24 protein-coding genes, 1 tRNA gene and 1 pseudogene are annotated in these 21,502 nt (G+C 62.1%); 5 read left to right on the forward strand and 21 right to left on the reverse strand.

Features of this window, described 5'->3' with window-relative positions; genetic code table 11:
* From ACNFCJ_RS22450 to ACNFCJ_RS22480, 7 genes and pseudogenes are all read right to left on the reverse strand, one after another.
* Positions 1-237, reverse strand: a pseudogene (locus ACNFCJ_RS22450) (IS21 family transposase); the annotation flags it as partial.
* Positions 238-330: 93 nt separating this feature from the next.
* Positions 331-540 (reverse strand): DUF6538 domain-containing protein, encoded by a 210-nt coding sequence (locus ACNFCJ_RS22455; RefSeq protein ID WP_416773692.1) that lies wholly within the window; start codon positions 538-540, stop codon positions 331-333.
* A 103-nt stretch (positions 541-643) separates the two neighbouring features.
* Positions 644-717: transfer RNA gene (locus ACNFCJ_RS22460), tRNA-Gly, on the reverse strand.
* Between the two features lie 85 nt (positions 718-802).
* The gene (locus ACNFCJ_RS22465; RefSeq protein WP_416773693.1) at positions 803-1,690 is read right to left on the reverse strand and encodes an alpha/beta fold hydrolase; all 888 of its coding nucleotides are present in this window, start codon (positions 1,688-1,690) and stop codon (positions 803-805) included.
* Between the two features lie 392 nt (positions 1,691-2,082).
* A complete protein-coding gene (locus ACNFCJ_RS22470) occupies positions 2,083-2,775 on the reverse strand; it encodes a pseudouridine synthase (protein ID WP_416773694.1) in 693 nt (230 codons plus the stop codon).
* Positions 2,776-2,778: 3 nt separating this feature from the next.
* A complete protein-coding gene (locus ACNFCJ_RS22475; protein ID WP_416773695.1) occupies positions 2,779-2,982 on the reverse strand; it encodes a cysteine-rich CWC family protein in 204 nt (67 codons plus the stop codon).
* Entirely contained in the window at positions 2,982-3,236 is a 255-nt protein-coding gene (locus tag ACNFCJ_RS22480) for a hypothetical protein (RefSeq protein ID WP_143506783.1), read from the reverse strand. The genes ACNFCJ_RS22475 and ACNFCJ_RS22480 overlap by 1 nt, the downstream gene beginning before the upstream one ends.
* 333 nt (positions 3,237-3,569) lie before the next feature.
* Here ACNFCJ_RS22480 and ACNFCJ_RS22485 point away from each other — a divergent pair, with 333 nt between their 5' ends.
* Positions 3,570-3,980, forward strand: a complete 411-nt coding sequence (locus ACNFCJ_RS22485) for a hypothetical protein (protein WP_416773696.1) — start codon at positions 3,570-3,572, stop codon at positions 3,978-3,980.
* A 105-nt stretch (positions 3,981-4,085) separates the two neighbouring features.
* Here ACNFCJ_RS22485 and mmsB read toward each other — a convergent pair whose 3' ends face one another.
* The 6 genes from mmsB to ACNFCJ_RS22515 all read right to left on the reverse strand — a co-directional run bounded on the left by mmsB (position 4,086) and on the right by ACNFCJ_RS22515 (position 11,111).
* Positions 4,086-4,970, reverse strand: coding sequence for a 3-hydroxyisobutyrate dehydrogenase (mmsB, locus tag ACNFCJ_RS22490; RefSeq protein WP_416773697.1), 885 nt, complete (start codon positions 4,968-4,970; stop codon positions 4,086-4,088).
* Positions 4,971-4,992: 22 nt separating this feature from the next.
* Entirely contained in the window at positions 4,993-6,096 is a 1,104-nt protein-coding gene (locus tag ACNFCJ_RS22495) for an enoyl-CoA hydratase/isomerase family protein (protein ID WP_416773698.1), read from the reverse strand.
* Between the two features lie 112 nt (positions 6,097-6,208).
* Positions 6,209-7,027, reverse strand: a complete 819-nt coding sequence (locus ACNFCJ_RS22500; RefSeq protein ID WP_179575984.1) for an enoyl-CoA hydratase — start codon at positions 7,025-7,027, stop codon at positions 6,209-6,211.
* Between the two features lie 78 nt (positions 7,028-7,105).
* Positions 7,106-8,269 (reverse strand): acyl-CoA dehydrogenase family protein, encoded by a 1,164-nt coding sequence (locus tag ACNFCJ_RS22505; protein WP_416773699.1) that lies wholly within the window; start codon positions 8,267-8,269, stop codon positions 7,106-7,108.
* 6 nt (positions 8,270-8,275) lie between these two features.
* Positions 8,276-9,523 (reverse strand): ABC transporter substrate-binding protein, encoded by a 1,248-nt coding sequence (locus ACNFCJ_RS22510; RefSeq protein WP_143506779.1) that lies wholly within the window; start codon positions 9,521-9,523, stop codon positions 8,276-8,278.
* A gap of 91 nt (positions 9,524-9,614) precedes the next feature.
* Complete coding sequence (locus tag ACNFCJ_RS22515; RefSeq protein WP_416773700.1) at positions 9,615-11,111, reverse strand: CoA-acylating methylmalonate-semialdehyde dehydrogenase; 1,497 nt, start codon at positions 11,109-11,111, stop codon at positions 9,615-9,617.
* A gap of 130 nt (positions 11,112-11,241) precedes the next feature.
* Here ACNFCJ_RS22515 and ACNFCJ_RS22520 point away from each other — a divergent pair, with 130 nt between their 5' ends.
* Positions 11,242-12,117, forward strand: coding sequence for an AraC family transcriptional regulator (locus ACNFCJ_RS22520; RefSeq protein WP_416773706.1), 876 nt, complete (start codon positions 11,242-11,244; stop codon positions 12,115-12,117).
* A 90-nt stretch (positions 12,118-12,207) separates the two neighbouring features.
* Here the strand turns inward: ACNFCJ_RS22520 and ACNFCJ_RS22525 are convergent, their stop codons facing one another.
* Positions 12,208-13,023 carry an HDOD domain-containing protein gene (locus ACNFCJ_RS22525; protein ID WP_416773701.1) on the reverse strand — a complete coding sequence of 272 codons (816 nt, stop codon included), beginning with the start codon at positions 13,021-13,023 and terminating at the stop codon, positions 12,208-12,210.
* A gap of 147 nt (positions 13,024-13,170) precedes the next feature.
* On the opposite strand from ACNFCJ_RS22525, the gene ung reads away from it, so the two are divergent.
* Positions 13,171-13,860 carry a uracil-DNA glycosylase gene (ung, locus tag ACNFCJ_RS22530; RefSeq protein WP_099522114.1) on the forward strand — a complete coding sequence of 230 codons (690 nt, stop codon included), beginning with the start codon at positions 13,171-13,173 and terminating at the stop codon, positions 13,858-13,860.
* A 22-nt stretch (positions 13,861-13,882) separates the two neighbouring features.
* Here ung and ACNFCJ_RS22535 read toward each other — a convergent pair whose 3' ends face one another.
* The 6 genes from ACNFCJ_RS22535 to ACNFCJ_RS22560 form a co-directional block, all read right to left on the reverse strand.
* Positions 13,883-14,743, reverse strand: coding sequence for a DUF6279 family lipoprotein (locus ACNFCJ_RS22535; RefSeq protein ID WP_416773702.1), 861 nt, complete (start codon positions 14,741-14,743; stop codon positions 13,883-13,885).
* 247 nt (positions 14,744-14,990) lie between these two features.
* Entirely contained in the window at positions 14,991-15,692 is a 702-nt protein-coding gene (locus ACNFCJ_RS22540; RefSeq protein ID WP_072422687.1) for an ABC transporter ATP-binding protein, read from the reverse strand.
* Positions 15,693-15,695: 3 nt separating this feature from the next.
* Positions 15,696-16,463, reverse strand: a complete 768-nt coding sequence (gene livG, locus ACNFCJ_RS22545) for a high-affinity branched-chain amino acid ABC transporter ATP-binding protein LivG (RefSeq protein ID WP_416773703.1) — start codon at positions 16,461-16,463, stop codon at positions 15,696-15,698.
* Complete coding sequence (locus ACNFCJ_RS22550; RefSeq protein WP_416773704.1) at positions 16,460-17,731, reverse strand: high-affinity branched-chain amino acid ABC transporter permease LivM; 1,272 nt, start codon at positions 17,729-17,731, stop codon at positions 16,460-16,462. The genes livG and ACNFCJ_RS22550 overlap by 4 nt, the downstream gene beginning before the upstream one ends.
* Positions 17,728-18,651 (reverse strand): high-affinity branched-chain amino acid ABC transporter permease LivH, encoded by a 924-nt coding sequence (gene livH, locus ACNFCJ_RS22555; RefSeq protein WP_108234145.1) that lies wholly within the window; start codon positions 18,649-18,651, stop codon positions 17,728-17,730. Before livH ends, ACNFCJ_RS22550 begins: the two co-directional genes overlap by 4 nt.
* Positions 18,652-18,766: 115 nt before the next feature.
* Positions 18,767-19,885, reverse strand: a complete 1,119-nt coding sequence (locus ACNFCJ_RS22560; protein WP_416773705.1) for a branched-chain amino acid ABC transporter substrate-binding protein — start codon at positions 19,883-19,885, stop codon at positions 18,767-18,769.
* A 294-nt stretch (positions 19,886-20,179) separates the two neighbouring features.
* On the opposite strand from ACNFCJ_RS22560, the gene ACNFCJ_RS22565 reads away from it, so the two are divergent.
* The gene (locus ACNFCJ_RS22565) at positions 20,180-20,497 is read left to right on the forward strand and encodes a DUF2288 domain-containing protein (RefSeq protein ID WP_143506771.1); all 318 of its coding nucleotides are present in this window, start codon (positions 20,180-20,182) and stop codon (positions 20,495-20,497) included.
* A gap of 90 nt (positions 20,498-20,587) precedes the next feature.
* Positions 20,588-20,959 carry a DUF5064 family protein gene (locus ACNFCJ_RS22570; protein WP_343350652.1) on the forward strand — a complete coding sequence of 124 codons (372 nt, stop codon included), beginning with the start codon at positions 20,588-20,590 and terminating at the stop codon, positions 20,957-20,959.
* Between the two features lie 71 nt (positions 20,960-21,030).
* Here ACNFCJ_RS22570 and ACNFCJ_RS22575 read toward each other — a convergent pair whose 3' ends face one another.
* Positions 21,031-21,249, reverse strand: coding sequence for a bacterioferritin-associated ferredoxin (locus ACNFCJ_RS22575; protein WP_004423711.1), 219 nt, complete (start codon positions 21,247-21,249; stop codon positions 21,031-21,033).
* Between the last annotated feature and the right edge of the window lie 253 nt (positions 21,250-21,502).

Raw genomic sequence — 21,502 nt, forward strand, 5'->3', positions numbered from 1 at the left:
CGCCTTGGCACTGCGCCGCTGTTGCTTGGGGCGCAGCGAATCGGCTTTTAGCGCCTGCTCTAGCGTGGCGTGAAAAGGGCTGAGTTTGTTAAAGATCGCGCGGCGTTGGTACACCGGCTGCTTGGCCTCAGGTGCTCTGACCCACTTGCGAATCGTGTTGCGCGCCAGCCCGGTGCGCTTGGCTATCTCATGCAGCGACAGCTTGTCGCGGAAATACATCCGCCGAATTTTGCCCATCATTTCCATACTGATCACCCTGTGTTCTCCTGCTCAATAATTGAGCAGAAGCAGTTGAACACCTGGGTCAGTTTTCAGTCGGCAGAACAGCCTCTACTGGGTCAGTTTTCGGTCAGCGGCAACAGTGAAGGCTTCTTCGCAGCGTTGTGCTTCCCCAATGAAGCGAAGACGTGCTTCGGGGAGATGCCGTGTCTTGAGGGAGACCTTCCATTCACGCTTGCCGATGACTCGGCGGATGTCTTTGGGGACTTCTCGGCGGAAGTAGAAGATACCGTTCTGTGGATGTTTCCAGGGTTGCGCCATGATCGCCACTGTACCAGCCCTCTGTACCAATCAGCAGAAGGGCAGCAAGCAGTCAGAAACTAAAAGCCCCTGAATCCGTTAAGAATCAAGGGCTTATGGAGTCTGGAGCGGGTGATGGGAATCGAACCCACGGCTCTAGCTTGGGAAGCTAGGGTATTACCATTATACGACACCCGCAGCGGGTGCCTTTATACCGGAACTCGACCTGAGAATAAAGCGCGGAGCAGGGCGATAGACGCATCCGCTCCACGCTCGGTGCTTCTCATACCGCCATCGCCTGGAGGTCGCGCAGGTCGCCTTTGACTGGCAGTTGCAGGCGTTTGCTGGGGGCGTTGAAGAAGTCCAGCAGTACGCGTTGGGTCTGCAGCCAGGCGGCCTTGTGTTCCATGTCGAGGAAGTGGCCGGCGTCGTCGATCACGGCGAACTGGGCGTGGTCGATGTGCTGGGCGAACAGGCAGGCGTCTTCCACCGAGGTGTATTCGTCGCGGTCGCCGTTGACGAACAGCAGCGGGACGTCGATGGCTTGCAGGCACTCCATGCGGCAGTGCGCCTCCATATTCAGCACCTGTTTGATGTGAGCGTACATCTGCCGGTATTCGTGTTCGTCCAGGGTGCTGACGTGCTTGTGGTTGAAGCGCTTGAATAGCGACGGCAGGTGCTTGCCGATGGTGCTGTTTACCAGCAGGGCGACGTTGTCGCGATCCACCGCGTTCAAGAAGCGCAGGCCCTTGTGCAGGTAGTCGAGCATCGGCACGTTGAGGATCGGCGAGAAGGAGCAGATGGCGGCCTTCTCCAGCGTCGCCGGGCGTTGGGCCAGGGCGAGCATGGAGGCGACGCCACCCCAGGAGAAGGACATCAGGTAGTTGGCACCGTAGAGGTCGATCAGGTGCAGCAGGATCGCCGCTTCGTCTTCCTTGCTGATGGGCGTGAAGTCGCTGTTGTACGGCTTCGACTGGCCGGCATAGGGCAGGTCGAAGGCCACTACGTTGAACTGCGGCTGCAGGTATTTGATCGTTTGCGCGAACGAAGCGGTGGTCGCCAGAGAGCCGTTGACCAAGATGATGGTCTTGCTTGCTGCCGGATTGCCGTAGAACTCCGTGTGTACGTTGTGCTTCCTGTTGATCTCGACGACTGCGGTTTCTGGCCTCATGTCGTTTCCTCCTGGCGCAAATGAGCAAGGCGAGCGGGCGACCGTTCGCGCTGGATTGAGCAGTTAGAAAAGCGCCTGAGCGTGACAGCATGATGTCAGGCTGGAGATTTTTATAAGTATAGGAATTTCAATCAGTTAGGATCGAAACAGGCGAGCGCTCCAGGCTTTTTCAGGGCCTTGGAGAGGGCGGTGTAACCAGGCAGGAATCCAGTCGGCGCAGAGCGCCATCAACCGAAAAAACACTCACTGTCTTTCTGTGACCGTCTGGTCACCTGAAGACTTATGGTTCGATTCAAGCAGTTACCTTGCAGCCATGCAAGGGTGAGTCACATCTTTGTAGCCGATTGGCGATGCCGTTGGTCGGGTAGTCAGATTCAGGCGCTGGGCGACAATCAAACGCTGGCGATTTCCGCATCCGTCAGTGCGCGGTATTGGCCGGGGGCGAGCTGTGGGTCGAGGACGATCTCGCCCATGCTTTCGCGGTGCAGGGCGACGACGCGGTTACGGAAGTGGCCGAACATGCGCTTGACCTGATGGTAGCGGCCCTCGAACAGGGTCAGCCGCGCGTGGTGGCTGTCGAGTACATCGAGCTGGGCGGGCAGGGTGGTCAGATCCTCGAAGGCGAAGTACAGGCCACGGGCGAAGACCTCGGCGTATTCGTCGGTGATCGGCTGTTCGGTGGTGACGTGGTAGACCTTGGGCTTGCGCTGCTGCGGCTGGGTGATACGGCGCGACCAGCGCCCGTCGTTGGTGATCAGCAGCAGGCCGCTGGTGTTCAGGTCGAGGCGCCCGGCCAGGTGCAGGTCGTGTTTGTCCGGCTCGTCGAGCAGGTCGAGCACGGTGCGATGTTCGTTGTGCTCGGTGGCGCTGACCACGCCGACCGGTTTGTGCAGCATCCAGTAGCGCGCGCTGCGCCCGGCCTGCAGCAGCTCGTCGTCCAGCTCCACGCGTTGGAAGTCGCGCACCTCATGGCGCGGGTCGTGCACCACTGCGCCGTCCACACGTAGGCGCCCGGCGCTGATCAGCAGGCGGCTGTCCTGGCGGCTGAAACGCGGGAAGTTGCTGAGGAAGCGATCCAGGCGCATGGCTCAATCGCTCTCGCCGGGCTCAGTAGCCTTCAGCGCACCAGCGCAGGCCGGGCACAGGCAGGCCTGATTGCGTTGCTCGGGCGTCAGGCGCTGCAGCGCGGCTGGGTCGATCTGCGCGTCGAAGCACCAGCAGGGTTCGTCACGCCCGGCGGCGACGCTGCACTGGTTGCTGTTGCCGCATAGCGGGCAGTGTTGCCTGTCCATCAGAGATCGAGGCAGATGCGGCTGTGCGCGTCCTGCTTGGCGTGCGACAGCATGCGGCTGAGCAGGCGATACAGGTGCTGGCTTGTGAGTGGACAGCATTGTTCGGCGCTGCTGTTCAGCCAGTTTGTAGCGTTTGGCTGGGCGGTATTGTTCCGCGGCAGAATAAATGTCTCGCCTTTGCCCCGGCAGAACATGCCGGATTGGCGCAGTAGTGGCGATGAGGTGGGCGTATGCCGTTGGAGGCGCAGGAGCATGGGGTAGATCCGCAGCAGGTTGGCAGGCTGTTGAAAAAGGCAGGTGGTTTTTCAACAGCCTGTAGGGCGTGATGCTAGCTTGCTGGACGGGGAGCGCGCCAGTTGTAGTCATGCTCGCTGCTGTTATGGGCGGATGAACTCTGCTGTGCACGGTTGGTGCGACTCTCTGCTGCGCGGGTAAACGCGTGGCGTGCCATCTGCATGTTGCGCCAATGATTAATACCGACGAAGTGAGTCGCACCTCTCGCCCGCGATGCTGTCTGATGCGTCAGGGATTCTCATCCCGGAGGCCGACATCGGTCGGCGTCGTCTCAGCGGTCACAGGAGGCCGCCATGCCCTTCAAGATGCTGTTGTCTGCGTTGTTCCTGCTGCTGTCCGGTTGTGCCGTCTATGGCGAGGGTTACGACCGTGGCTATCACCACGGCTATCGTTATCATGACGGCTACCGCCGTGATCACCATGCGCCACCGGTTTACGTAACGCCGCGCTACTACTACGAAGATCGCCGGCATCAGTACTACCCGACGCCGCCGCGCCATTACGGTCATGAGCAGCGCCACAGTGGCAGCTACAAACGCTACGATCAGTCACGACATGACTACCGCCGCGATCATCGTCGCCAGGAATATCGCAGCGGGCAGATTCAGCGTGGCTGGGACACCGGGCGCAAGACCCAGCAGCGTTTCTCCAATGGCCGTAGCCACGGTGACGAATACCGCAGCAGGGGGGAGCGGCGTTGGTAAGGCTCCCTCAAACTGCCGTGTGTCGACATGCACCTGTGGCGTTTCTCAGCTTTCTGAGGTGTGTCAGGACACTTTTGGTGCAAGCGGTATTTGCGTCGATGTGGGCTAATCCACGAACAACTGCTGCACCACCGAGAAATCCTGCTTGCCCTTGCCCTGTTTGAGCAGCAGGCGGTACAGCTGCAGTGCCAGGGCCCCCATCGGCGCGCTGTTGCCATTGTGGCTGGCGGTTTCCTGGGCCAGGCCGAGGTCTTTGGCCATCAGTTCGGCCATGAAACCGCCGCTGTAGCCCTTCGATGCTGGCGCGTTTTCCATCACCCCAGGCCAGGGATTGTACTTTTCCAGCGTCCAGTTGCCGCCCGAACTCTGCCGCATGATCTCGGCCAGCACCGCCGGCTCCAGGCCGTTGGCCACGCCCATGGCCATGGCTTCTGCGGTGGCGATCATCTGCACCGCAAGCACCTGATTGTTGCACACCTTGGCCACCTGGCCGGCGCCGTCGGGGCCGGCGTGGAAGATGTTCTTGCCCATGGAGGCGAGCATCGACCTGGCCTTCTCCAGCGATTGGGCTTCACCACCCACCATGAAGGTCAGGGTACCGGCCGCCGCACCGCCTGTACCACCGGAGACCGGCGCATCGAGCAAAGCGATACCGCGCTCGCGGGCGGCTGCGTGCACCCTGCGCGCGGACTCCGGGGCGATGGTCGAACACTCGATCACCAAGGTGCCGGCTGGCATCCGCGCAAGCAGACCGTCATCACCCAGGTACAAGCTTTCCACATGACGACTGGCCGGCAGCATGCTGATCACCACCTTTGCCTGATCGATGGCGTCGGTTGCGCTATCGGCCGCCACGGCACCTTCGCCAGCCAGGGTGTCGACCGCGCTGCGCTGCAGGTCGAAGACTTTCAGCGGGTAACCCGCCTTGAGCAGGTTGCGGGCCATGGGCAGGCCCATGTTGCCGAGGCCGATAAAGGCGATCTGGGTCATGACGGCTCTCCTACAAATGGGTTTACAGATCTGCCAACGGGTGTTCGCCTTCCCAGGCCGGTGCGAAGTGCGCCTCGACCACTGCGTCTGGGATCGCGGCCACATCCGGCCAATGCCATTTCGGCGTCTGGTCCTTGTCGATCAGGCGGGCGCGTACGCCCTCGGGAAATTCCGGGTGGCGGCAGCAGTTAAGGCTCATGGCGTATTCCATGCGAAATACCTCGGCCAGCGACAGATGGCGGGCGCGGCGGATCTGCTCCCAGATCAGGTGTGCGGTCAGCGGGCAGCCATGGGCCAGGGTCTTGGCGGCGCGGGCGAGCAGGGCGTCGTCATCCGTTTGCAGGGCGCTGAGCGCGTGCACGGCAGCCGGCAGGTGGGCAACGTCGAGCAACTCATCGATACGTTCGCGACGTGGCAGCCACTGTGCAGCCGGTAGTTCGCCGTGGGCTTCGTTCTCCAGGGCACGCAGCAGGCTGTGCAGTTGCAGGTCGGCTTGTTCGCGCCAGTTCAGTTGTACCAGGCCTTCGAGCAGAGCCTCTTGCTGGTCATCGCGCAGAAAGCGGTCGGCCAGATTCAGGTCCAGCGCATCGCGGGCATTGATGCTGGCGGCAGTAAGACCGAGGAACAGGCCCAGGCGACCCGGCAGGCGGGCGAGGAACCAGCTGCCGCCGACATCCGGGTACAGGCCGATGTTGATTTCCGGCATGCCCAGTCGACTGCTTGGCGTGACGATACGGATACCCGCGCCCTGCATCAGGCCCATGCCGCCGCCCAGCACATGGCCGTGGGCCCAGCAGATGAAGGGTTTTGGGAAGGTGTGGATGCGATGATCGAGGCGGTATTCGTCGGCGAAGAAACGTCGCGCCAGGGCCGGTACTTCGCCTGGCTGTTCACGACACTGATTGACCAGTTGTACCACGTCGCCGCCGGCGCAGAAGGCCTTGGGGCCATTGCCGCGCAGCATGACGCAGGCGATGGTTGGATCCTCGGCCCAGGCCTTGAGGCGCTCGTCGAGTGCCTCGATCATCGGCAGGGAAAGGGCGTTGAGGCTCTTCTCGGCGTCGAGGCTGGCGATGCCGATGCGGTAGCCGTGCAGGCTGGGGCGTTCTTCGAATTGCAGGTTCATGCGTGTTTCCCGCGCGGGTGGATGGCGCTTTATCCATCCACCGCGTGTGTTGTGGTGGACGTTAAAGGCGACGTCCACGAGCTGTTTCGCGAGCAGAGCTCGCTCCTACGGTTTATTTGTTGCGCCACTGCGGATCGCGTTTCTCCAGGAAGGCGTTGACCCCTTCGCGGGTGTCATCGGCGTCGAACAGGTCGACGAAGCGCTCGCGTTCCTCCGGCAGCCAGGTGTTGGAGCCACGCTCGCGTGCACCCTGGATCAGCGGTTTGATGGTGCGCACTGCCACCGGGCTTTGTCGCGCCACCTTGGATGCCAGCAGCAGGGCAGTGCCGCGTGCCTCGCCGGTGTCCACCACCTGCTCGACCAGGCCGATGCGCAGGGCGGTCTCGGCGTCGATGCGCTCGCCGCAGAGGATCATGCGTTTGGCCCAGCCTTCGCCGACCAGCCAGGGCAGCGCCTGGGTACCACCGGCGCAAGGCAACAGACCCACGGAGGCTTCCGGCAGGGCCATCTGCGCCTGGCGTTCTGCGATGCGGATATCGCAGGCCAGTGCACACTCCAGGCCGCCGCCCATGGCGTAGCCGTTGATTGCGGCAATGGATACACCGCGGAAATCGCGCAGGGTTTCGAAGGCTTCGCCAAAGCGCCGCGCCATCTCACGAGCGCGGGCTTTGTCGCCATCGGCGAACATGTTCAGGTCGGCGCCAGCGGAGAAGAATTTCGACCCCTGGCCGGTCACCACCAGTGCATACACCTCGTCGTCGCGGTTGAGATGTTCGATCACTTGCTTGAGGCCGATCAGTGAGTCGCGGTCCCAGGTGTTGGCCGGTGGATGGTTGATGGTGATCAGCGCGGTATGGCCGTGTTTTTCCACGGTGAGCTTGTGGGTCAGGTCGAAGATGCCGGGTTTGTAGGTTTCCAGTGCAGTGCTCATGGTCGTCCTCGATATTCATCATTGCCGTAGGCGCGAGCTCTGCTCGCGAACATCGCTCGCACCTAATTGGGGTTATTACTACAGCAGACGATCGAGCATGCCGCCCTGCAGAAGCAGGCGACGGGCGACGATCACCCGCATGATTTCGTTGGTGCCTTCAAGTATCTGGTGCACGCGGGCGTCGCGTACCCAGCGTTCCAGCGGATAGTCATTCAGATAGCCGTAACCGCCGTGCAGTTGCAGTGCTTCGTTGCACACATCGAAGCACTGGTCGGTGGCGAAGCGCTTGGCCATGGCGCAGTACAGACTGGCCTCGCCGTGGCCATGGTCGAGCTTGTGCGCGGCCAGGCGCACCATCTGCCGGCTGGCGGTGAGGGCGGTGAGCATGTCGGCCAGCTTGAATTGCAGGGCCTGGAATTCGCTGAGCGCCTTGCCAAACTGCTTGCGTTCCTCGACGTAACGCAGGCTCTGCTGCAGTGCTGCCTGGGCCGCACCGAGCGAGCAGCTGGCGATATTCAGGCGGCCACCATCGAGGCCCTTCATGGCATAGACGAAGCCTTCGCCCTCTGGGCCGATGCGGTGGCTGGCGGGAATGCGTACGCCTTCGAAGGTGATGGTACGGGTCGGCTGCGCCTTCCAGCCCATCTTGTCCTCGTTGCGTCCGTAACGCACGCCGGGCGCATCGGCAGGTACCAGGAAGCAGGAAATACCCTTGGCACCATCCTCACCGGTGCGCGCCATGACAATCAGCACCTGTGTGCTTCCTGCCCCGGAGATAAAGCACTTGCTGCCGTCGATCACGTAGTCGTCGCCATCGCGCCGTGCGCGGGTGCGCAGATGGGCGGCGTCAGAGCCGGCGTCCGGTTCGGTCAGGCAGTAGGAGGCCAGCGACTGGCCGTTGATCAGCCCCGGCAACCAGGCATCTTTCAGGCTCTGGTCGGCGAAGCTGGCGAGCATCCAGGTGGCCATATTGTGGATGGTCAGGTAGGCGGTGGTGGCGACACAGCCGGCCGCCAGTTGTTCGAATATCAGTGAGCTGGAAAGCCTGGACAGGCCCAGGCCGCCGTCCTCTTCGCGCAGATACAGGGCCAGGTAGCCCTGTTCGGCAGCACGGCGAATCACCTCGACGGGGAAGTGCTGCTCGCGATCCCACTCGGCGGCTTGGGGCGTCAGCTCCCGCGCGGCGAAGGCGCGGGCGCTGTCGGTCAGCAGGCGCTGTTCATCACTGAGTTCGAAGTCCATGGCATCTCATTGCAAGGTCAGAGGTTGGCCGCCGGCGCGGCGCTCGGCCTGCCACTCGGCGAGGCTGGGCAGCGCGCTGCTGGAGTCGAGGCGGTCGACGATTTCGAAGTAGTCCTGTTTGAGTGGGTCCTTGAGGACCTCGTCGCGCGGCTTGACCTTCACCGCGTAGACCGTCTGCAGGTTTTGGTGGTCGAAGGCACGCCATTGCTGTTCGTCCTTGAGCAAGGTGTAGCGGTGGCCTTCCAGTGCCTTGATCAGCGTTTCGCTGTCGAGGCTCTTGGCTCGTGTGGCGGCGTCGGCCCACTGCTGGACGATGCTGTAGGCCGAGGCCGCGGAGCTGGATGGGTACATCTCGTAGCGGGTCTTGAAAGCTTCGACGAAGGCTTCACCACGCGCAGATTTCTCCAGCGCCGGTACGCGCCAGGTCCAGGGTTCGGTGCCGATCACGCCTGCCATCAGATTGGGGCCGGCCTGTTCGACCATGCTCTGGGTCAGGTTCGGCGCGACGATCTGCATGCGCTCGGTCAGGCCCAGGTCCTTGGCGACGCGCATGGCACGCACCAGGTCCTCGCCGAACAGCACCAGGGCAAGGATTTCAGCGTTGCTGGCGGCGGCCTGGGTCAGCGCGTCCTGGTAGTCGGCCAGGCGCGCGCCCGGGAAGGGGATGCGTACGCTGGCGTGCTGGGCGGCATTGTCGCTGGCGGTGGCCTGGCGCAGCGATGCCTCGCTGGTGTGGCCCCAGGTGTAGTCGGCGGTAACATAGAAGTAGCGCTTGTTCGGCAGGGTCTTGCTCAGGTATTGGCCGAGTACCTTGGCGCTCATCCAGGCGTTGTTGCACTCGCGAAACATGTAGCGATGGCCATCCTTGCCAGTGGTGTCGTTGGAGTAGGTGAGGGTGCCGAAGTACAGCAGGCCGTGCTGCTTGGCGCGCTTGCCTGCGGCGATGGCGACCGCGCTGGAGGCGCCACCGAAGAGCATCGCCGCACCTTCGGCGGCCAGCTTGTCGACGTTCTTCTCGGCCTTGGCCGGCCGCGAAGCGGTGTCCTTGCTGGATAGGCGCAAGGGCCGCCCGAGGACACCGCCTGCGGCGTTGATTTCATCGATGGCCAGCAGGGCTCCACGCATCTGCGCCAGTCCCTCCTCTTTATACGGGCCGGTGCGCGGGTAATTGAGGCCGAGGGTGATCGGCTCGGCAGCCTGCGCACAGGCGGTGATTCCGGCCCACAGGGCCAGGATGGCGGACAGGTGGCGCATTGCAGTTCTCCTTGTTTTTGTTCTGCAGAGTCTTTTTACGCCGCTTGTCCAGTTCTCGTGATCGTCTTTTTGTCTAATAAGAACGCCGTTCTCATTTCAGTTGAATGGTCATGTTCGGCCCGGCCTCAAGCGGCGTGTGGTCGAACCAGCGACTGGTCACGGTCTTGGTCTCGGTGTAGAAACGCACCGCCTGCTTGCCGTAGGCGTGCAGGTCGCCGTAGAACGAGCCCTTCCATCCAGTGAAGGAAAAGAATGGCAGCGGTACCGGAATCGGTACGTTGATACCCACCTGGCCGACTTCAACCGCGTGCTGGAAATGCCGCGCAGCGCCGCCGGAGCTGGTGAACAGGCTGGTGCCGTTGCCGTAGGGGCTGGCGTTGACCAGTTCGATGGCCTCTTCCAAGGTGTCGACCTGCATGCACACCAGCACCGGGCCGAAGATCTCCTCGCGGTACAGGCTCATCTTCGTCGTCACGCCACGGAACAGCGTCGGCCCGACCCAGTTGCCCTTCGGGTAACCGTCTACCTTGCACTGCGAGCCGTCGAGCAGACACTCGGCGCCTTCGGCCTTGCCTTGTTCGATCAGGTGCAACACGCGCTGGCGTGCCTGTGGGCTGATCAGCGGGCCGTAGGCGGCGCCGCTGTCCTGCCAGTGGCCGGGGCGCAGCGCGGCCATCTGTTCGGCCAGCTCATCGATCCATTGTTTCGATTCACCGACGAACACCGCCACGCTGATGGCCATGCAGCGCTGCCCGGCGGCGCCACAACTGGCACCGAGCAGGTTGCTGATCACTTGATCCTTGGGTGCATCCGGCATGATCACCATATGGTTCTTGGCCCCGGCGAAGGCCTGCACGCGCTTCAGGTGCTGGGTGCCGGTGCGATAGACATGTTGGCCCACCGCGACTGAGCCGACGAAGGACGCCGCGCGTACCAGCGGGTGCACCAGCAGCGCATCGACCTGCTCACGCCCGCCATGCAGCACTTGCAGTACGCCGGTCGGCGCGCCGGCTTCGAGGAACAGCTCGGCGAGACGATTGGGTGTCATCGGGTCCTGTTCCGAGGGTTTGAGAATGAAGCTATTGCCGCAGGCGATGGCCAGCGGAAACATCCACAGCGGGATCATCGCCGGGAAGTTGAATGGGGTGATACCGACGCACACGCCCAGCGGCTGGATCCAACTGGCGGAGTCGATCTCGCGGGCGACGTTCTCTACCGTCTCGCCCATCATCAGGCTGGCGATATTGGCGGCGTGCTCGGCCACTTCGATACCGCGCCAGACGTCACCCTTGGCATCGGCGAAGGTCTTGCCGGTTTCCGCCGCGAGGATCTGCGCCAGCTCGTCGTGGTGCTCCTTGAGCAAGTGCTGGTAGCGCAGCATCAGACGGGCGCGCTCCGCGACCGGTACTTCGCGCCAGGTGAGGAAGGCTTTCTGCGCACCGGCCACCGCGGCCTCGATTTCCTCGGCGGTGGCCTTGGGGGCGAGGGCGATCACCTCCTGGGTGGTCGGGTCGGTGACTTCGATCAGCTCACGAGCCTGGCTGGTTTGCCATTGGCCGTCGATCAGTTGCGGTAGCGTGCGGGGCATGGTCGCCTCCTGCTGTTCTTGTATGGGACTTTTTATAGCCATTGGATGCCCGTTTGTGGATTGACGATCTTGGGCTTGGGATGGACGATCTTGTCATTCGAGCAGGCTGGCAAGGAGTGGTGTGGTGGGAATGCGGGTGGAAACCTCCAATTGGCCGTTGCCTGTCGGTGGGCAACGCTTCATCACGCCACCGCGCCTGCGCCGCCTTCTGGCGCGCCATGCCTTGAGCGCTGGGTGCTATCCATTGGCCATCGGCTTCTACCCCGATGCAACCGGTCACCAGATGCGCCGCGCGCAACCAGATGACCATCTGCTGATCTACTGCCGCTCGGGCAAGGGGTGGTTGGAAACATCGGATGGACGATTTGAGGTCGCTGCTGGCGATTTGTTGCTGCTGCCCAAGGACGCTGCGCATGTCTATGGCGCTGACCTGCATAACCCTTGGACGATCTACTGGGTGCACTTCGACGGCAGCCACGGCGAAGACTTCCTACGCCTACTGGGCACGCAAACGCTGCGGCGTATCGGCGTGCAGCCGCGGCTGATCGGAGACTTCGAGGCGTTGCTGGGTTTGCAGCGCCAGGGCCTCAACGCTTTGCCCTTCATTCATGCTGCGCACCGTTTGCAGGCGATGCTCAGCTCGCTGGCCGTGCTACCGGCGCGGGTCAACCTCAAGTCCGGGCGCGTGCTGGATATCGAGGCGGTGCAGGCGGTGATGCGCGAGCACCTGCACGGCAGCCTCAACCTCGATGAGCTGGCTGCACAGTTCAAGCTGTCGCGCTTTCACTTCGCCAAGACCTACCGCGCGCTGACCGGCCATGCGCCGATCCAGGATTTCATTCAGTTGAAGATGGCCCTGGCCTGTCGCCTGCTCGACCGTGGTGATGCCGAAGTGCGCCAGGTCGCCGAGCAGCTTGGCTACGACGATCCCTATTACTTCTCACGGCTGTTTCGTAAGGTGGTGGGCATGGCGCCCAGTCATTACCGGGCGCTGCATCAGGGGTAGGGGAGGGCCCGGCATATCTTGCTCGGGGCAGGTTGCGCCCTGAGTACCGCCTCGGTATTCAAGACAACGTGATCTATCGGCCAGAGGTGCTCAGGCCAGCATGCGCAGCCACAGCTGTTGCTCGGCCAGTAGCTCTTCGCGCAGGCTGGCCAGTGGTTGTTCAAGCCCCAGCCGGCGCTGCGCGGGTAGCGGCTCGGGGAGCTTCGCCGGTTGTATCTGCAACGCGCTGGCCAGCAGCACCAGGTCGGTCAGGTCGGCTTCGCCGTCGTGGTCGTGCAGCCATTTGTTACGTTGCCTGGCGCACTCGATCAGCGTGGTCGGCACCTGCCAGCGTGTCAGCACCAGCGCACCGATGTCTCCGGAGAGGTAATCGCAGAGCCCATCCAGCTGTTCGGCATCACGCGGGAAGTCCGGCCAGTGCTCCAGCTCCGCGAGCAATGGCAGGCTACCGATATCCTGCAGCAGGCCGGCGAGCATGGCCTCATCGAGTGGCTGGTTACAGCGCTGCGCCAGGGCGGCGCAGAACGCGGCGCGCTCGCGCGCCTTGCGCCAGCGCTGGCGGAAGGCTTGCTGCAAGGCTTTTTCCTTGCTGGCGAAGAGATTGCGCGCGGTGAACCCCAGTACCAGGGTGCCGAGTTGGCGAGTGCCGATTCGGGCTAGCAGGTCGCGCATCGACACGCACGGCCGCGCACCACGAATCAGCGGGCTTTCGGCGAACTGCATGAGATAGGCGGCCAGCGGGGGATCACTGTTGATCACCCGCGCCAGCTGTTCCAGCGAGGTGCGTGGGTCGTCCAGCAGTTGGCGAATGCGCATGGCCGCTTCCGGCATTTGCGGCACTTTTGCCTGACCTTTGAGAAAACGGGTGAGCAGGGCGAAGCGGATGGCTTCGGGGGACAGCGACATGATGGCGGGGGCTTCCGTGGAACCGCAGCGGCGTATTGAGATGCTAGCAGAGCCTTGGCCTAAAGCCGATGCACAGCTGTTGCCTTGACTTGCCCGGCCCCCTTCACTAGCGTGCCTGCACTTGTTTTGACCCTGCAGGGAAACCGCATGACCGACGATCGCATCAAGCTCGAAGCCAGCTGGAAACACGCGCTGCGTGAGGAGTTCGACAAGCCTTACATGAGCGAGCTGCGTGCGTTCCTGCAGGCGGAGAAGGCGGCCGGCAAGGAAATCTATCCGCCGGGCCCACTGATCTTCAATGCGCTCAATTCCACGCCGCTGGATCAGGTCAAGGTGGTGATCATCGGCCAGGACCCGTACCACGGTCCCGGTCAGGCCCATGGCCTGTGCTTCTCCGTGCAGCCGGGCGTGCAGACGCCGCCGTCGCTGGTGAATATCTACAAGGAGCTCAAGCGCGACCTGAACATCGACATTCCGGCCCATGGTTACCTGCAGAGCTGGGCCGATCAGGGCGTGCTGCTGCTCAACACCTCGTTGACCGTCGAGCGCGCCAACGCCGGCTCGCATGCGGGCAAGGGCTGGCAGTTCTTTACCGACCGGGTGATCGAAGTGGTCAGCGAGCATCAGGACAAACTGGTGTTCCTGCTCTGGGGCAGTCACGCCCAGGGCAAGCAGCGCCTGATCGACCCGACCAAGCACCTGGTGCTGCGCTCGCCGCACCCGTCACCGTTGTCGGCGCATCGTGGTTTCATTGGTAACGGCCACTTCAGCCGCTGCAATCAGTTTCTCAGCCAGAATGGCATGACGCCCATCGACTGGCGCTTGCCGGCGCTCTGAGCCCGCTGCCGACGAGGCCTGCTTAGCGCCGCGCAACTGCCTGATCAGCTTTGCATTGCTGCGCAGCCAGATCGGCGTGAAGGCTTTTCAGGCGCTTGTCGGCTCGCGCCATCTGTTTTGAGTCAGCCTGGACGACCAGGTCGACGATCATCTCGGCCATGGCCTGACGATTCTTATCAAAGCTGGCCTGGTAGGCGCTGGTGTAGAAGCGCTCGCGCTGTTGCAGCAGGGCGGTCATGCGCGCAGCGAAGTCGTCGCCACGGCGCACTTCCAGCGCCTTACGCAGCGCCTGTTGCCAGGCCATGCGGTTTTCCAGCCAGACCTGGTTCTGTTCACCCAGGCCCTGTGCCCAGCTCTGCACCCGCTCGCGCTGCTCGGCGTTCAAGTTACCAAACCAGGGTTGCAGACGCTCTTCCATACGCTCGGCGCGACGGCTGATCTGTTCCTGCACGGGTGGCTCGAGAAACTCCTCACGCAGCTTGGCGTTTTGCTCGTCCATTGCCGCCAACAGCTGATCGACCTGGCGCGGGCTGAGGCCGCGCAGCAGCTCGATGGTGCTGGGGGTTATTTCCACAGCGATGCGCTGCATGGCTTGTTCGAAGTCGGCCAACTGGCTGGCCATCAGCTCGCTGTCACTGCTACTCAGTGCCTGCTGACTGCGTTGCAGCCAGTCGAGATAGCGCGGCAGCTCGACGCTGCAATGCCAGGCCAAATGTTCTTGCAGCTGGGGTTTGAGCCAGGCGCTCTGCTCGCTGGTCAGCGCCACGTAGTCGCCCAGCTTCCACGGGATCAGCCAATCGAGGTTGCGATAGGCCAGGCCGACACGGCTGCAGGCGCTCAGCAGCAGGGTGATGGCCAGTAGCAGGAGCAGAGGCTTGCGCATGATCTGGGCTCGCGAGGGCAGAGTTGTTGAGACTAATACTCGGTACATTTGACGCAAGAGGGTGGAAATATTCGCTTAAGAGTTCGCCAGCAGACCATGATCGCCGGCAAGCCGGCTCCTACAGGAGGCGGTGGTCTTGTTGTTTGTAGGAGCCCGCTTGCGGGCGATCCAGTCAATGCGGGCCGTGGCACTCCCGCGGATAAAAAGAAACCGCCCCGAAGGGCGGTTCCGATGTCGCAGGGAGCGCTTAGCCGCCAAGGTAGGCGTCGCGTACCTTGGGGTCGTTGAGCAGCTCTTCGCCGCTACCGCGCATGACGATATGGCCGTTCTCCAGCACATAACCGCGATCGGCCAGCTTCAGCGCCTGGTTGGCGTTCTGCTCGACCAGGAACACGGTCACGCCGTCTTTGCGCAGTTGCTCGATGATGTCGAAGATCTGCTGGATGATGATCGGCGCCAGACCCAGCGACGGCTCGTCGAGCAGCAGCAGGTTGGGCTTGCTCATCAAGGCACGGCCGATGGCGAGCATCTGCTGCTCGCCGCCGCTCATGGTGCCGGCGCGTTGGGCGAAGCGTTCCTTCAGGCGCGGGAACAGGTGCAGGACCTTGTCCAGTTGCTCCTGATTGTCCGCCTTGTCACCGAAGAAGCCGCCCATGGCCAGGTTTTCCTCGACGGTCAGGCGGGCGAACACGCGACGGCCTTCCGGCACGATGGCGATGCTCTTGCGCATGATCTCCGGGGTATCCATGCCCACCAGCTCTTCACCCAGGTAGCGGATGCTGCCACTGGTGGCGCGCGGGTTGCCGCACAGCGTCATCAGCAGGGTCGACTTGCCGGCGCCGTTGGCGCCGATCAGGGTGACGATCTCGCCTTTCTGCACTTCGATGCTGACGTCGTGCAGGGCCTGGATCTTGCCGTAGAAGGTTGAGACGTTGTTGAAACTCAGCATGGATTACGCCTCCCCCAGATAGGCTTTGATCACGTCCGGGTTGTTGCGTATGTCGTCCGGCGTGCCGTCGGCCAGGGGAGTGCCCTGGTTGATCACGTAGATGTGGTCGGAAATGCTCATCACCAGCTTCATGTCGTGCTCGATCAGCAGCACGGTGACATTGTGTTCGTCGCGCAGCACGCCGATCAACTCTTTCAGGTCTTCCGTTTCGCGCGGGTTCAGACCGGCGGCCGGCTCGTCGAGCATGAGGATGCTCGGACGGGTCATCATGCAGCGGGCGATTTCCAGGCGACGCTGCTGACCATAGGCCAGGGTACCGGCGCTACGGTTGGCGAAGTCCACCAGGTTGACCTGTTCCAGCCAGTAGGCGGCAAAGTCCATGGCCTCGCGTTCGCTGCGGCGAAACCCCGGGGTCTTGAACAGGCCGGCCAGGTAGCCGGTATTGAGGTGGCGATGCTGGGCCACCAGCAGGTTTTCCACCGCCGTCATGTCCTTGAACAGACGTACGTTCTGGAAAGTCCGTACCACACCTTTGCGAGCGATCTTGTGGCCAGGCAGGCCTTCGATCGCTTCGCCATTTAGGCGGATGCTGCCGGAGCTCGGCTGGTAGAAGCCGGTCAGGCAGTTGAACACGGTGGTCTTGCCGGCACCATTCGGGCCGATCATAGAGACCACCTGCTTTTCCTTGACGTTCAGGCCCACCCCGTTGACGGCCAGCAGGCCGCCGAAACGCATGGACAGGCCGCTTACTTCGAGAATCGTGCGGCTCATCGCTTCAGCTCCAGGTGGGGACGTTGCATCGGCAGCAACCCTTGCGGGCGCCAGATCATCATGAAGATCATGACCAGACCGAAGAACAGCATGCGGTACTCGCTCAGCTCACGCATCTCCTGCAGCATCACCATGATGATGGCCGCGAGAATCACGCCCAGCTGTGAACCCATGCCACCCAGCACGACGATAGCGAGGATCATCGCCGACTCGATGAAGGTGAACGACTCCGGCGTCACCAGGCCCTGACGGGCAGCGAAGAAGCTGCCGGCGAAACCGGCCAGGCTGGCACCGATGGTGAAGGCCGAGAGCTTGATCACGGTCGGGTTCAGGCCCAGCGCACGGCAGGCAATCTCGTCTTCACGCAGCGCTTCCCAGGCACGGCCGATCGGCATACGCAGCAGGCGGTTGACCAGAAACAGGGTCAGCAGCACCAGCAGCAGGGCGATCAGATAGAGGAAGATCACCTTGTACTGCGAGTTGTAGGCGATTTCGAAGTAGCCATGAAAGGTCGGCATATCGGCCGGCACACGGCGCTCGAAGGACAGACCGAACAGGGTCGGTTTGTTCTCGTTGGCGATGCTCAGGCCGTTGGGGCCGCCGGTGTACTCGGTGAGGTTGCGCAGCAGGATACGGATGATCTCGCCGAAACCGAGGGTCACGATGGCCAGGTAGTCACCGCGCAGGCGTAGTACCGGGAAGCCCAGCAGGAAGCCGAACAGCGCCGCCATCATGCCGGCCAGCGGCAGGCAGATCCAGAAGCCCAGGCCGAAGTAGTGAGCCAGGATCGCGTAGCTGTAGGCGCCTACGGCGTAGAAGCCGACGTAACCCAGGTCGAGCAGACCGGCCAGACCGACCACGATGTTCAGGCCGAGGCCGAGCATCACGTAGATCAGGATCAGTGTGGCGATATCCACCGAACCGCGGCTGGCGAAGAACGGCCAAACCAGTGCCACCATGACCATCGCCAGAATGATCCAGCGCTGGGTGGAAGGCAGGGTGAGGAAGTTACCGACCTCACCGGAACCGCTGGGCAGTTTGGGCAGCTTGGCCCAGGCCGGGGTCAGCCGGTCGCGCAGCAATTGCCAAAGGAAAATCAGCGTAGCAGCGCCGCCGATACACCAGAGTTCGAAGGCGGTGGCGCCTTCCACGCGCAGGCTGATGCCGACGGTGGAGAGTTTCAGGCCCAGAACCGGGTAGGAGATGATCAGCACCAGCAGGGCGCTGAAAATCGCGGATTTGAGATTCTTGGTAATGGCGGTGCTCATACTTTTTCCACCTCAGGACGGCCGAGGATGCCGGTCGGGCGGAACAGCAGCACCAGCACCAGCAGGCTGAATGCCACGACGTCCTTGTATTGATCACCGAAGATATCGGCGCCGAAGGCTTCAGCCACGCCCAGCAGCAGGCCGCCGAGCACCGCGCCAGGAATGCTGCCGATACCACCGAGTACCGCAGCGGTGAAGGCCTTGATACCGGCGAGGAAGCCAAGGTGCGGGTTGATCACGCCGTAGTTCATGCCCAGCAGTACAGAGGCGATGGCAGCCAGTGCCGCACCGATGACGAAGGTCAGGGCAATGATGTTGTTGGTATTGATACCGAGCAGGTTGGCCATCTTCAGGTCTTCGGCGCAGGCGCGGCAGGCGCGGCCCAGACGCGAACGCGAGATGAACAGGGTCAGTGCGATCATGGTGACGAAGGTGACGATGAAGATCAGCACCTGCATGTAGGACACCACCACGCCGTTGGCCGCGCTTTCACCAAGGATGAAGTTGCCCGGCAGCAGGCTGGGGATGGCCTTGTCCTTGGAGTCCTGCGAAAGCAACACGGCGTTCTGCAGGAAAATCGACATACCGATCGCGGAGATCAGCGGGATCAGACGGTTGCCGCCGCGCAGGGGGCGGTAGGCCACCCGTTCGATGCTGTAGCCGTAGGCGCTGGTGACGATCATGGTGGCAGCGAAGGCCGCGATCATCACGAAGGGCACTGCTTCCAGGCCGAACATGGCGAGGCCGGCGATAACGGTGAAGGCTACGTACGAGCCAATCATGTAAACCTCGCCGTGGGCGAAGTTGATCATGCCGATGATGCCGTAGACCATGGTGTAGCCGATGGCGATCAGGGCATAGGTACTGCCAATGGTCAGGCCATTGATCAGCTGTTGTAGGTAGTGATAAAGATCAGGCATTGCCTAACTCCTGGGCAGCGCGTAAAGCGGCGCTTGTGGCGCAGCGCGAGGCCGGAATTCTTCTAATAAACAAAGCCCACTGCTCGCGCAGTGGGCTTTGGCTCAGACAGGAAGCTTACTTGGCTTCGGACTTGGTGCCGTCCTGGTGCCACTCGTACACCACGAAGCTGAAGTCCTTCAGGTCACCCTTCTCGTCGAAGCCCAGGGAACCGGTAGGGGTGTCGAAGCTGTTGGAGCGCAGCGCAGCTGCTACCTTGGCGGTATCGGTGTCGCCGGCTTTCTCGATGCCTTCGGCGATCACCTGAACAGCAGCGTAGGCCGGGAACACGAACGGACCGCTCGAGTCTTCGTTCTTGGCCTTGAAGGCTTCTACCAGCGCCTGGTTCTTCGGATCCTGGTCGAAGGACTTCGGCAGGGTTACCAGCAGACCTTCGGAAGCCGGGCCGGCAATGGCGGAGATTTCGGAGTTGCCGACGCCTTCCGGACCCATGAACTTGACGTTCAGGCCGCGCTCTTTGGTCTGGCGCAGCAGCAGGCCCAGTTCCGGGTGGTAGCCGCCGTAGTAGACGAAATCGACGCCCGCCTGATTGAGCTTGGCGATCAGTGCGGAGAAGTCCTTGTCGCCGGCGTTGATGCCTTCGAACAGGGAAACCTTCACGCCTTTGCTTTCCAGGGTCTGCTTGACTGCAGTGGCGATGCCTTCACCGTACTGCTGCTTGTCGTGGATGACGGCAACGGTCTTCGGCTTGATGTGGTCAGCGATGAAGTTGCCTGCGGTCGGGCCTTGCAGGCTGTCCAGACCGATGGTGCGGAACACCAGTTCGTAACCGCGAGCGGTGATGTCCGGGCTGGTGGAGGCCGCGGTGATCATCAGGATGCCTTCGTCTTCGTAGATGTCCGAGGCCGGCTGAGTGGAGCTGGAGCACAGGTGGCCAACCACGAACTTGACGCCGTCGTTGACGATCTTGTTTGCCACGGCAACGGCCTGCTTGGGATCGCAGGCGTCGTCGTAGACCACGCCTTCGAGCTGGGCGCCATTCACGCCGCCAGCCTTGTTGATCTGCTCGATGGCCATCTTGGCGCCGATGAACTGCATTTCGCCGTACTGGGCAACTGCGCCGGTTACCGGGCCAGCCAGGGCGATCTTGATGTTGTCGGCTGCCATCGAATAACTGGCCGCCCCCGCCAGTGCCATTGCCGCGAACAGCTTGGAAATCTGCTTAGCCTTGTTCATGAGTGCTCCACTCTTATGTTTTCGTTGTTGTAGTTCTTGCGGCCGAAGCTGCAGAACCGGGTCTGTAACCCCGGTAGTGCCTCCGGCAACTGTACCGGAACAGTGTAGAGCGCGCATTTGCGCCTTGAAAAGCCGGCAGTTGGAGGCGAAACACGGGGGTGTCGCTAAATTGCAAGGAATGTATAGAAATACGGCGTGGCCTGGGCTGGCTGCTGAACGTCGTGCGGTTGCCTGGGATGCCGCCGGCGCTATCATTGCGCGCCACCATTCAAAGTCATCGACACGGGACACACCATGACGGATCAATCTAGCACCCTCTATGCCAAGCTGCTCGGCGAGACAGCGCCGATTCGCTGGCAGGAACTGCAGCCATTCTTCGCTCGTGGCGCGCTGCTCTGGGTCGAGGGCAATCAGGATCTGGTGGCGGTCGCACAGGCCGTGGCCGAGAACGATCAGGCGCGTGTCGCGCAGTGGATGAACCAAGGCCTGCTGTGCAAGTTCGAAGATTCACGTGCCGAAGATCTGCTCACGCGTGATCCGCAACTGTGGGCGGTGGTGGTGGCGCCCTGGGTGCTGGTACAGGAGAGGGCAGGTAGTTCGGCTTTGCACTGAAATGATGCATGCAGGGCTGCGGGTCGCGGGCTAGACTCTGCGGATACGCCCGTCCGGGTGCGCGCAGCATCAAGACAAAGGAATGAACCCATGTTCGAACCCGGCCATCTGCATCGCAGCAATCCTCCTGGCCAGAGCGGTCAACCCGGTTACAGCATCGATTTCTACTATGAAGTGCGTGAGGACCCGCAGGAGGGGCCCATGCTGCACGGGCGCCTGGTAGGCGAGATCGACGGCAAGGCGTTCGAAGAAGTCTTTGAGATGCATCGCGATACCGCATTCAACTTCGCCAGCGTGATTTCACGGCTGACGGCCAAGCATGGTCTGCCCGCCAACCATAGCCCGATCATGTCGGCGCATGCCGAGTACGACGCGATCTTCGAGGATATTCGTGCCAAGCTGCACGCCAAGCCGGGCGAGGCGGTGGACCTCGACCACCTGGAGCGCGACGGCCTGACGTAATCCTATGGCTGTTCGAGGATGAAAAAAAACCGGATGCTGAGATCCGGTTTTTTCATTTTCGGGGGCGTGTTTCAGGCTGCGACGAAACCTGCAGGGTAGGCCAGCGAGGCTTGGCTGCTTTGCACTTCGGCGATGGTTTCGCGCACGACCTGCTTGGCCAGGCAAGCACACTTGCCACACTGGCTGGCGATGCCGAGTGTGCCGCGTACTTCACGATAGCTGCAGCAGCCCTCGTAGACCGCATCGCGGATTTGAGTATCGGTGACACCTTCACAGAGGCAGACGTACATAAGCAAGGCTCGTCTTGGTAGTTCTGTTCGATGGGTCGGATACTAATGTTAATGAGAATGCTTGTCAAAGATCTATTGCGAATGCTGGCAGTGCCTGACGAACGGTTTTCGGCCGTTGGCCAGACATTAAAAAACCGGCCTGGCAGACTGTGTGAAAACGTTCTGAACTGAACCGGTTCAATACAAACGCCTCGATTGATTCGGGGCGTTTGTGTTTTTACTGGTGCAATGATGCAAAGTGCAGCGCTCAGGT

The organism is Pseudomonas sp. NY15364 (genome assembly GCF_048068235.1).
In the GTDB taxonomy this organism is placed as follows: domain Bacteria; phylum Pseudomonadota; class Gammaproteobacteria; order Pseudomonadales; family Pseudomonadaceae; genus Aquipseudomonas; species Aquipseudomonas mendocina_D.

Excerpts from the sequence above, each read along its gene's own strand:
- ACNFCJ_RS22465 (WP_416773693.1), bottom strand. The coding sequence starts at position 1,690 with ATGAGGCCAGAAACCGCAGTCGTCGAGATCAACAGGAAGCACAACGTA.
- ACNFCJ_RS22540 (WP_072422687.1), bottom strand. The coding sequence starts at position 15,692 with ATGCTGAGTTTCAACAACGTCTCAACCTTCTACGGCAAGATCCAGGCC.
- ACNFCJ_RS22535 (WP_416773702.1), bottom strand. The coding sequence starts at position 14,743 with ATGCGCAAGCCTCTGCTCCTGCTACTGGCCATCACCCTGCTGCTGAGC.
- ACNFCJ_RS22515 (WP_416773700.1), bottom strand. The coding sequence starts at position 11,111 with ATGCCCCGCACGCTACCGCAACTGATCGACGGCCAATGGCAAACCAGC.
- ACNFCJ_RS22520 (WP_416773706.1), top strand. The coding sequence starts at position 11,242 with ATGCGGGTGGAAACCTCCAATTGGCCGTTGCCTGTCGGTGGGCAACGC.
- ACNFCJ_RS22550 (WP_416773704.1), bottom strand. The coding sequence starts at position 17,731 with ATGAGCACCGCCATTACCAAGAATCTCAAATCCGCGATTTTCAGCGCC.
- ACNFCJ_RS22525 (WP_416773701.1), bottom strand. The coding sequence starts at position 13,023 with ATGTCGCTGTCCCCCGAAGCCATCCGCTTCGCCCTGCTCACCCGTTTT.
- ACNFCJ_RS22455 (WP_416773692.1), bottom strand. The coding sequence starts at position 540 with ATGGCGCAACCCTGGAAACATCCACAGAACGGTATCTTCTACTTCCGC.
- livH (WP_108234145.1), bottom strand. The coding sequence starts at position 18,651 with ATGCCTGATCTTTATCACTACCTACAACAGCTGATCAATGGCCTGACC.
- ACNFCJ_RS22500 (WP_179575984.1), bottom strand. The coding sequence starts at position 7,027 with ATGAGCACTGCACTGGAAACCTACAAACCCGGCATCTTCGACCTGACC.
- ACNFCJ_RS22475 (WP_416773695.1), bottom strand. The coding sequence starts at position 2,982 with ATGGACAGGCAACACTGCCCGCTATGCGGCAACAGCAACCAGTGCAGC.
- ACNFCJ_RS22575 (WP_004423711.1), bottom strand. The coding sequence starts at position 21,249 with ATGTACGTCTGCCTCTGTGAAGGTGTCACCGATACTCAAATCCGCGAT.
- ACNFCJ_RS22510 (WP_143506779.1), bottom strand. The coding sequence starts at position 9,523 with ATGCGCCACCTGTCCGCCATCCTGGCCCTGTGGGCCGGAATCACCGCC.
- ACNFCJ_RS22495 (WP_416773698.1), bottom strand. The coding sequence starts at position 6,096 with ATGAACCTGCAATTCGAAGAACGCCCCAGCCTGCACGGCTACCGCATC.
- ACNFCJ_RS22485 (WP_416773696.1), top strand. The coding sequence starts at position 3,570 with ATGCCCTTCAAGATGCTGTTGTCTGCGTTGTTCCTGCTGCTGTCCGGT.
- ACNFCJ_RS22560 (WP_416773705.1), bottom strand. The coding sequence starts at position 19,885 with ATGAACAAGGCTAAGCAGATTTCCAAGCTGTTCGCGGCAATGGCACTG.
- livG (WP_416773703.1), bottom strand. The coding sequence starts at position 16,463 with ATGAGCCGCACGATTCTCGAAGTAAGCGGCCTGTCCATGCGTTTCGGC.
- ACNFCJ_RS22470 (WP_416773694.1), bottom strand. The coding sequence starts at position 2,775 with ATGCGCCTGGATCGCTTCCTCAGCAACTTCCCGCGTTTCAGCCGCCAG.
- ACNFCJ_RS22570 (WP_343350652.1), top strand. The coding sequence starts at position 20,588 with ATGTTCGAACCCGGCCATCTGCATCGCAGCAATCCTCCTGGCCAGAGC.
- ung (WP_099522114.1), top strand. The coding sequence starts at position 13,171 with ATGACCGACGATCGCATCAAGCTCGAAGCCAGCTGGAAACACGCGCTG.
- ACNFCJ_RS22565 (WP_143506771.1), top strand. The coding sequence starts at position 20,180 with ATGACGGATCAATCTAGCACCCTCTATGCCAAGCTGCTCGGCGAGACA.
- ACNFCJ_RS22505 (WP_416773699.1), bottom strand. The coding sequence starts at position 8,269 with ATGGACTTCGAACTCAGTGATGAACAGCGCCTGCTGACCGACAGCGCC.
- mmsB (WP_416773697.1), bottom strand. The coding sequence starts at position 4,970 with ATGACCCAGATCGCCTTTATCGGCCTCGGCAACATGGGCCTGCCCATG.
- ACNFCJ_RS22480 (WP_143506783.1), bottom strand. The coding sequence starts at position 3,236 with ATGCTCCTGCGCCTCCAACGGCATACGCCCACCTCATCGCCACTACTG.